The organism is Streptomyces xiaopingdaonensis, from assembly GCF_000262345.1.
Classification (GTDB): Bacteria; Actinomycetota; Actinomycetes; order Streptomycetales; family Streptomycetaceae; genus Streptomyces; species Streptomyces xiaopingdaonensis.
Genome location: NZ_AJTQ01000043.1, coordinates 1 through 7,545 on the forward strand (window position 1 = coordinate 1; position 7,545 = coordinate 7,545).

Consider the following 7,545-nt stretch of genomic DNA (forward strand, 5'->3'; position numbering starts at 1 on the left):
GCGTCGGCGCGCGCACGTCGCGCCCGGCTACCCCGGACGCGTCGCACGCTCCAGCTCCAGCACCACCGAGCGGTAGCCGCGCCCGCCGGTCGCCTGGGACATGCCGATCTCGCACATGCGGTTCGCGGAGAGGTGTGCGTCGAAGTCGCGCGAGCGGACCTCGGCGGCCTCCTTCGCGGTCGCCGAGGCGGTCAGCTCCCAGTGGAGCATGCCGCGGTCGCCGGCGAAGCCGCAGCAGCCCGCGTCGAGCGGGACCACGACCTCCTCGGCCACGGACTCGGCGAGCCGGGTCAACTGGTCCGCGTCGCCGAGGTGTTCCATCGAGCACGTCGGGTGGACGACGGCGGAGCCCGCCCGGCGCACCACCTCCAGCCGGGGCAGCAGCTCCTCGGCGGCCCAGACCAGTGAGTCGACGACCGTGAGCCGCTCGTGGAGCTTGCGGTTGGCCGGTGTGAGGTAGGGGACGACCTCTTCGGCGATTCCCAGGGTGCACGAGGAGGCGTCGACGACGAGCGGCAGTTCACCGCCGTCCGTCCACTGCCAGGCCGACTCCACGATGCGGTTGGCCATCACCTCGTTGCCCTCGCGGTACCCCTTCGAGTGCCAGATGGTGGCGCAGCAGGTCCCGTTCACGTCCTCGGGAATCCACACGGGCCGTCCCGCTCTCGCCGAGACGAGCACCATCGCCTGGGGGAGCGTGGGCTCCTGGCTGTCCGAAGGCGGGTCGGCGAAGATGCGGTTGACACACGCCGGGTAGTAGACGGCGCTCGCCTGCGAACGGTCGGTCGCCGGGAGCCGCTTCGCGGCGGCGCCGGGGAGTTCGGTGAGCCACTCCGGCATCAGGTCGGGGCGCACCGCCTTGCGGGCGGCGCCCGTCACCGAGGTGAGGAGCCGGTCGCCGAGCCGGTCGCGCACCCGGTCGGCCGCGGCGACCGCGAGCCGCGCCGAGCGCTCGACCGCGCCGAAGCTCTTGGCGGTCCGCGCGGCGGTGCGCTCCTCGCGCGGTGAGTGCCTGGCGTGCCGGAACTCCTTCATCATGGCGCCGGTGTCGATCCCGACCGGGCAGGCGAGCTTGCAGGTGGAGTCGCCTGCGCAGGTGTCGACGGCGTCGTAGCCGTAGGAGTCCAGGAGCTCGTCGCCGACGGGGGAGTGCGGTGCCTGGCGCATCATCTCGCGGCGCAGCACGATGCGTTGGCGCGGCGTGGTGGTCAGGTCCCCGCTGGGGCAGGTCGGTTCGCAGAAGCCGCACTCGATGCACGGGTCGGCGACGGCCTCGACCTGCGGGATGCTCTTCAGCCCCCGCAGGTGCGCCCGGGGGTCGCGGTCGAGGAGGACCCTCGGCGCGAGCACGCCCTCCGGGTCGAACGCCTCCTTGATCCGCCACATCAGGCCCGTCGCCTTCTGGCCCCACTCCATTTCGAGGAAGGGCGCGATGTTGCGTCCGGTGGCGTGCTCGGCCTTGAGGGAGCCGTCGAAGCGCTCGACGGTCAGCCGGCAGAAGTCGTCCATGAAGGCTGCGTACCGCGCGACGTCCGCCGGTTCGGCCGCGTCGAAGGCGAGGAGGAAGTGGAGGTTGCCGTGGGCGGCGTGGCCCGCGACGGCGGCGTCGAAGCCGTGCTCCTCCTGGAGTCCGAGGAGCGCCTCGCACGCCTCGGCGAGCCGGGCGGGCGGTACGGCGAAGTCCTCGGTGATGAGCGTCGTACCGGAGGGCCGGGAGCCGCCCACGGCGGTGACGAACGCCTTGCGCGCCTTCCAGTACCCGGAGATCGCCGCGCTGTCCCTGGTGAACTCGTTGGTGACGGACGGCACCGGAGCGACGAGGTCGAGCCCCTCCGCCACCCGCCGCGCCTCCTGCTCCTGCCGCTCCTGCTCCGCCTCGTCGGGCGCCCGGAACTCGACGAGCAACGCCGCGGTCTCGCGCGGCAGTTCGGCCCAGTCCCGCGGCACGCCCGCGACGCTCACCGAGGCGCGCAGCGTGTTGCCGTCCATCACCTCGACGGCGAGCGCCCCCGCCTCGTTGAAGTGCGGCACGGCGGAGGCGGCGGCCTGGAGGGAGGGGAAGAAGAGCAGTCCGGCAGTGGTCCTGCGGTGCAGGGGGAGGGTGTCGAAGACGAGGTCGGAGAGGAAGCCGAGGGTGCCCTGGGAGCCGACCATGAGTCCGCGGAGGATCTGCGCGGGGGTGTCCGCGTCGAGGAAGGCGTCGAGCCGGTAGCCGTTGGTGTTCTTCAGCGTGTACTTGGCGCGGATGCGGGAGACGAGCTCCTCGTCCGCCTCGATCTCGGCCTTCAGCTCCAACAGGCGCTCGCACAGCTCGGGTTCGGCCGCGGCGAGCCGCTCCTCCGCGTCGGGGGCGCCGGTGTCGACGACGGTCCCGCTCGCGAGTACGGCGGTGAGCGAGGCGACGGTCCGGTACGAGTTGCGGGTGGTGCCGGCCGTCATGCCGGACGCGTTGTTGGCGACGACGCCGCCGACGGTGCAGGCGATCGCGCTCGCCGGGTCGGGCCCGATGAGCCGCCCGTACCGCGCGAGCGCCGCGTTGGTGCGCACCACGGTCGTTCCCGGGCCGATGCGGGCCCGGTGCCCGTCGGCGTCGAGCACCTCGACACCCGCCCAGTGCCGCCGTACGTCGACGAGGATGTCCTCGCCCTGGGCCTGCCCGTTGAGCGAGGTGCCCGCGGCGCGGAAGACGACGTTGCGCCCGTTGCCGCGTGCGTAGGCGAGCACGGCCGCGACGTCCTCGGCGTCCTCCGCGAGGACGACGACGAGCGGTACGAAGCGGTAAGGACTCGCGTCCGAGGCGTACTTGACGAGGTCGGAGACCTTCCAGAGCACCTTCTCCGTGCCGAGCAGACGCTCCAGGTCGCGGCGGAGCCGCTCGGGGGCGCCGCCGGCGCGGTCGTCGGCCACACGGTCGGCGGACGGTGTGCGGTCGGGCTTCCCTGTGGGACGCAGGGCGTCTGGTTCGGGATCGAGGAAGGGCACCGTCGGCCTCCGGTTCTCGCAGGGTGGGGACGCGCCACACAGGATAATTCCGGTCGAACCACGGGCGGCGTCCGCGTGCCTGCCGAGGTCAGCGCGGCCGGCGTACGGTGTCCAGCAGGCCGAGCAGCCGGCTCAACTCCTCGCGCTGCGCGGCCGTGAGCGGGGCGAGGAGTTCCTCGGCGGCCGAACGGCGCACCCGTCGCAGCGTCTTGAGGGCACGCGCACCCTCGTCCGTCAGCTCGATCCGCGTCGCCCTGCGGTTGGCCGGGTCCGGGACCCGCCGCACCAGCCCGCGCTCCTCCAACGCGTCGACGAGGCTCGTCACCTGGCGCGGTACGACGCCGAGGCGCTCCGCGAGGTCGGCCATGCGGGGCGGTTCAGGGCACCGCGCGACGGTGCCGAGCAGTCGCCCCTGCGCGGGGGTGAGGCCGAGGGGGGCGAAGTCGTGCCGGTGTGCGTGGTGCAGCCGGCGGGTGAGGAGGAGGAGCTGGTCCGCGAGGTCGTCGGCCGAGTCGCGGTCGGGGTGGGCTGCCATGGTCGTAGCGTAACAGGGGTTAGTTCATTGTGAATACAGGTAACAATGCATTACCCTTCCGGGACGCGTCCCTTACGCACCCATCCGCCCCGATCCAGAGGAGCCCGTTGAGCAGCCTCACCGTCGACTCGGCCCCACCCACCAAGGACCCCGGCACCGCACGCAAGCCCGCGCAGGTGCGCCGCATCGTGCGCCTCTTCCGGCCCTACCGCGGCCGGCTCGCCCTCGTCGGGCTGCTGGTCGGCGCCTCCTCCCTCGTCTCCGTCGCCTCGCCCTTCCTGCTCCGCGAGGTGCTCGACGTCGCCATCCCCCAGCAGCGCACCGGACTGCTCAGCCTGCTGGCGCTCGGGATGATCCTGACGGCCCTCACCACCAGCGTCTTCGGCGTCCTCCAGACGCTGCTGAGCACCACGGTCGGCCAGCGCGTCATGCACGACCTGCGCACCGGCGTCTACGCCAAGCTCCAGCGGATGCCGCTCGCCTTCTTCACGCGGACCCGTACGGGCGAGGTGCAGTCGCGGATCGCCAACGACATCGGAGGCATGCAGGCGACCGTCACCTCCACGGCCACCTCGCTCGTCTCCAACCTCACCGGTGTCGTCGCCACCGTCGTCGCGATGCTCGCGCTCGACTGGCGGCTCACCGTCGTCTCGCTGCTGCTGCTCCCGCTCTTCGTCTGGATAAGCCGACGCGTCGGGCGCGAGCGGAAGACGATCACCACGCAGCGGCAGAAGCAGATGGCCTCGATGTCCGCGACCGTCACCGAGTCGCTCTCGGTGAGCGGCATCCTCCTCGGGCGCACCATGGGCCGGGCCGACTCGCTCACCCGGGACTTCGCGGGGGAGTCCGAGCGCCTCCTCGACCTGGAGGTCCGCTCGCACATGGCGGGCCGGTGGCGGATGTCGGTGATCAGCATCGTCATGGGCGCCATCCCCGCGCTGCTGTACTGGGCGGCGGGGATGCTCGCGCACTTCGGCGGGACCGGCTTCTCGCTCGGTACTCTCGTCGCCTTCGTCAGCCTTCAGCAAGGGTTGCTGCGGCCCACCGTCTCGCTGCTCAACACCGGTGTCGAGATGCAGACGTCGCTCGCCCTCTTCCAGCGGATCTTCGAGTACCTCGACCTGACCGTCGACATCACCGAGCCCGAGCGGCCCAGGCGGCTGCCGAAGGTGCGCGGCGAAGTCCGCTTCGAGAACGTCGACTTCTCCTACGCCGCCGGCACGCTCCCCGCCCAGCCGGGTGCCGGGACGGAGCCGGAGCCCGCGCGGGGCAACACGCTCACCGGCATCGACCTGACCGTCCCCGCCGGCGGCAGCCTCGCCGTCGTCGGCGCGACCGGTTCGGGCAAGAGCACGCTGAGCTACCTCGTGCCCCGCCTCTACGACGTCACGGGCGGACGGGTCACCCTCGACGGAGTCGACGTGCGGGACCTCGACTTCGAGACGCTCTCCCGTGCGGTCGGCGTCGTCTCGCAGGAGACCTACCTCTTCCACGCGAGCGTCGCCGACAACCTCCGCTTCGCCAAGCCGGACGCCACGGACGCCGAACTCCGTGCGGCCGCCGAGGCGGCGCAGATCCACGAGCACATCGCCGCGCTGCCCGAGGGGTACGACACCGTCGTCGGCGAGCGGGGCTACCGTTTCTCCGGCGGCGAGAAGCAGCGCCTCGCGCTCGCCCGCACCATCCTGCGGGACCCGCCGGTGCTCATCCTCGACGAGGCGACGAGCGCCCTCGACACCCGCACCGAGCGCGCCGTCCAACAGGCCGTCGACGGACTCTCCGCCGGCCGCACCACCGTCACCATCGCCCACCGCCTCTCCACGATCGCCGACGCCGACCAGATCGTCGTCCTAGACGAGGGCCGCATCGCCGAGCGCGGCACGCACGACCAACTCCTCGCCGCGGACGGGCGATACGCGGCGCTGGTGCGCAGGGACGCACGGGCTGCGGACCCGGCGGTGGGGTGAGGGGCGCGCGTCGGCCCTGCGAAACGGGGCTCGCGCCGCGACGGGTTCCGGCTCAGGACAGCGCCGCCGCTTCGTGGAACGCGTGCCGCACCCGTCGGATGCCGTCCCCGTGCCTGGTGGGGTGCACCCGGTTGGTGAGCAGCACCGCGTAACGGCCGCGCAGTGGGTCGATCCACACGCTGGTGCCGGTGAACCCGGTGTGTCCGAACGAACGCGGGCCGAACGCCGGGCCGACGGGGGAGTCCTGCGCGTCCAGCCCCTGCCAGGCGAGCCCGCGCCTGAGGTTCAGGTCGTCGGTGTGGGGGGACGTCATGAGGCGCAACGTGGCAGGGGCGAGCACGCCGCCGCCGTCGCCGGCCATCGCGGCGGCGAGGCGCTCGACGTCGCGCAACGGCGCGAAGAGTCCCGCGTGCCCGCAGACGCCACCGAGCACCACCGCGTTCTCGTCGTGGACCTCGCCGTGCACCACGCGGCCGCGCCACGGGCACTCCTCGGTGGCGACGAAGGAATTGCCGGGCGCAGCCGGGGGGTTGAAGGAGGTGCGGGCCATCTTCAGCGGTGCGCAGACGAGTTCGTCCACCAGCGCGTCGAGGCCGCGCCCGGTGACGGCCTCCAGCAGCAGGCCCAGCACGATGAACCCCAGCGAGGAGTACTCCACCCGCGTCCCCGGTGCCGAGCGGAGCGGCGTCGCCCGGACCGCGTCCAACAGGCGGGCACGCGTGGGGTGTTCACGGTGCAGCCGGACCTGTCCCGGCAGGCCGGACGTGTGCGTCAGCAGGTGCCGTACGGTGGCTCCGGCGCACGGGGCCTCCCGGAAGCCTTCGAGGCGCCCGCGGACGGTGTCGTCGAGGCCGAGAGCGCCGCGCTCCACGAGAGCCAGTGCCGCCACACCGACGATCGGTTTGGTCACCGAGGCGAGATCCCACAGCTCCGAGCCGTCCACCGGTTCCCCGCCCCATCGACGCGTACCGAGCCAACCGCGCGCGTCCTGACGGCCGTTGGCGGCACCGGTCGACCACGCGGCGGCCGAGTAGACGCGTTCCTCGCGCCCCCGCCGCACCACGCGCCGGAGCCGGTCGCCGGGGCCTGCCGCGCCGGTCATCGCTGCCCCCGCACCAGGTCCAACGCACCGGCTCTGGCGCCGAGTTCGGCGGACAGCGCACGGGCGGCGGCGCGGACCATCGGTCCGTAGAGGGCGACGCTCGTCGGATCGAGGGTGAAGGCGAGGCCGCGCAGGGCGAGCGCACCGCGCAGCCGTCCGTCCGCGTCGTGGACGGCCGCGGCCACGCCCACCGTGTCCTGCTCCTCGAACTCCTCGTCCACCGCGTACCCCGACTCGGTCGCCTCGCCCACCGTCTCGGCGAGCGCGGCGCGCTCCACGCGGGTGTGCGGGGTGAGTGCTGGGTGGGGACCGGAGTCGAGGAAGGCGTCCAACTCGGCGTCCGGCAGCGCCGAGAGCAGCGCCAGCCCGGGGGCGGCGGCGTGCAAGGGGGCACGGGCGCCGGGGTACAGGGTGGTGCGGTGGCCGCGGGGCGCCTCGGAGAGGGCTATGCACACCGTCTCGCGGCCGTCGCGCACGGCGAAGTACGCGAGTTGGCCGGTGCGGGTGCGCAGGTCGGCGAGGTACGGCTGGGCGTGGCGCACCGCGTCGGTGGTGTGCAGCGCGGTGGCGGCGAGCCCCAACAGGCGTGGGCCCGCGCGGTACGCGCCGTCCTCGGTCGGCTCGGCGAATCCGAACTCCGCGAGTGTGCGCAGGTGCCGGTGGACCGTCGGCTTGGCGAGGCCGGTGCGCCGGGCGATGGCGGCCAGGCGGTGCGGCCCGCCGGGCTCCGCCAGGACCTCCAGGAGCTCCATCGCCTTTTCGACGGGACCGCCGCCGGCTGCGAGTTGCGGACTCGGACGGGTGTTGACCGGTTTCCCCATGGCGCTTAGCTTAACGCAATCGCATTCCATCTTTCGGAACGGATGTGTTGTTCGATGGAACGGATAGGGAGAGCGGGGCGCCGCCCGGCCGGCCGTCAAGCACCGCCGAGCCGCCGCCGGTTGCTGCGGCTCCGCGGC

The 7,545-nt window shown here is 73.0% G+C and carries 5 protein-coding genes; 1 reads left to right on the forward strand and 4 read right to left on the reverse strand.

The genetic code is table 11. From position 1 onward, the window contains the following. Positions 1 to 27: 27 nt before the first annotated feature. Positions 28 to 2,982 (reverse strand): FAD-binding and (Fe-S)-binding domain-containing protein, encoded by a 2,955-nt coding sequence (locus tag UWG_RS0103050; RefSeq protein ID WP_016905734.1) that lies wholly within the window; start codon positions 2,980 to 2,982, stop codon positions 28 to 30. Between the two features lie 88 nt (positions 2,983 to 3,070). Then, positions 3,071 to 3,517, reverse strand: a complete 447-nt coding sequence (locus UWG_RS0103055; protein ID WP_016905735.1) for a MarR family winged helix-turn-helix transcriptional regulator — start codon at positions 3,515 to 3,517, stop codon at positions 3,071 to 3,073. Between the two features lie 107 nt (positions 3,518 to 3,624). Between UWG_RS0103055 and UWG_RS0103060 the strand changes: the two genes are divergently transcribed. Next, positions 3,625 to 5,484, forward strand: coding sequence for an ABC transporter ATP-binding protein (locus UWG_RS0103060; protein WP_016905736.1), 1,860 nt, complete (start codon positions 3,625 to 3,627; stop codon positions 5,482 to 5,484). 52 nt (positions 5,485 to 5,536) lie between these two features. Here UWG_RS0103060 and UWG_RS0103065 read toward each other — a convergent pair whose 3' ends face one another. Then, a complete protein-coding gene (locus UWG_RS0103065) occupies positions 5,537 to 6,586 on the reverse strand; it encodes a serine hydrolase domain-containing protein (protein ID WP_016905737.1) in 1,050 nt (349 codons plus the stop codon). Then, entirely contained in the window at positions 6,583 to 7,407 is an 825-nt protein-coding gene (locus UWG_RS0103070; RefSeq protein ID WP_016905738.1) for an IclR family transcriptional regulator, read from the reverse strand. Before UWG_RS0103070 ends, UWG_RS0103065 begins: the two co-directional genes overlap by 4 nt. Positions 7,408 to 7,545 lie beyond the last annotated feature (138 nt).

Excerpts from the sequence above, each read along its gene's own strand:
- UWG_RS0103055 (WP_016905735.1), bottom strand. The coding sequence starts at position 3,517 with ATGGCAGCCCACCCCGACCGCGACTCGGCCGACGACCTCGCGGACCAG.
- UWG_RS0103065 (WP_016905737.1), bottom strand. The coding sequence starts at position 6,586 with ATGACCGGCGCGGCAGGCCCCGGCGACCGGCTCCGGCGCGTGGTGCGG.
- UWG_RS0103070 (WP_016905738.1), bottom strand. The coding sequence starts at position 7,407 with ATGGGGAAACCGGTCAACACCCGTCCGAGTCCGCAACTCGCAGCCGGC.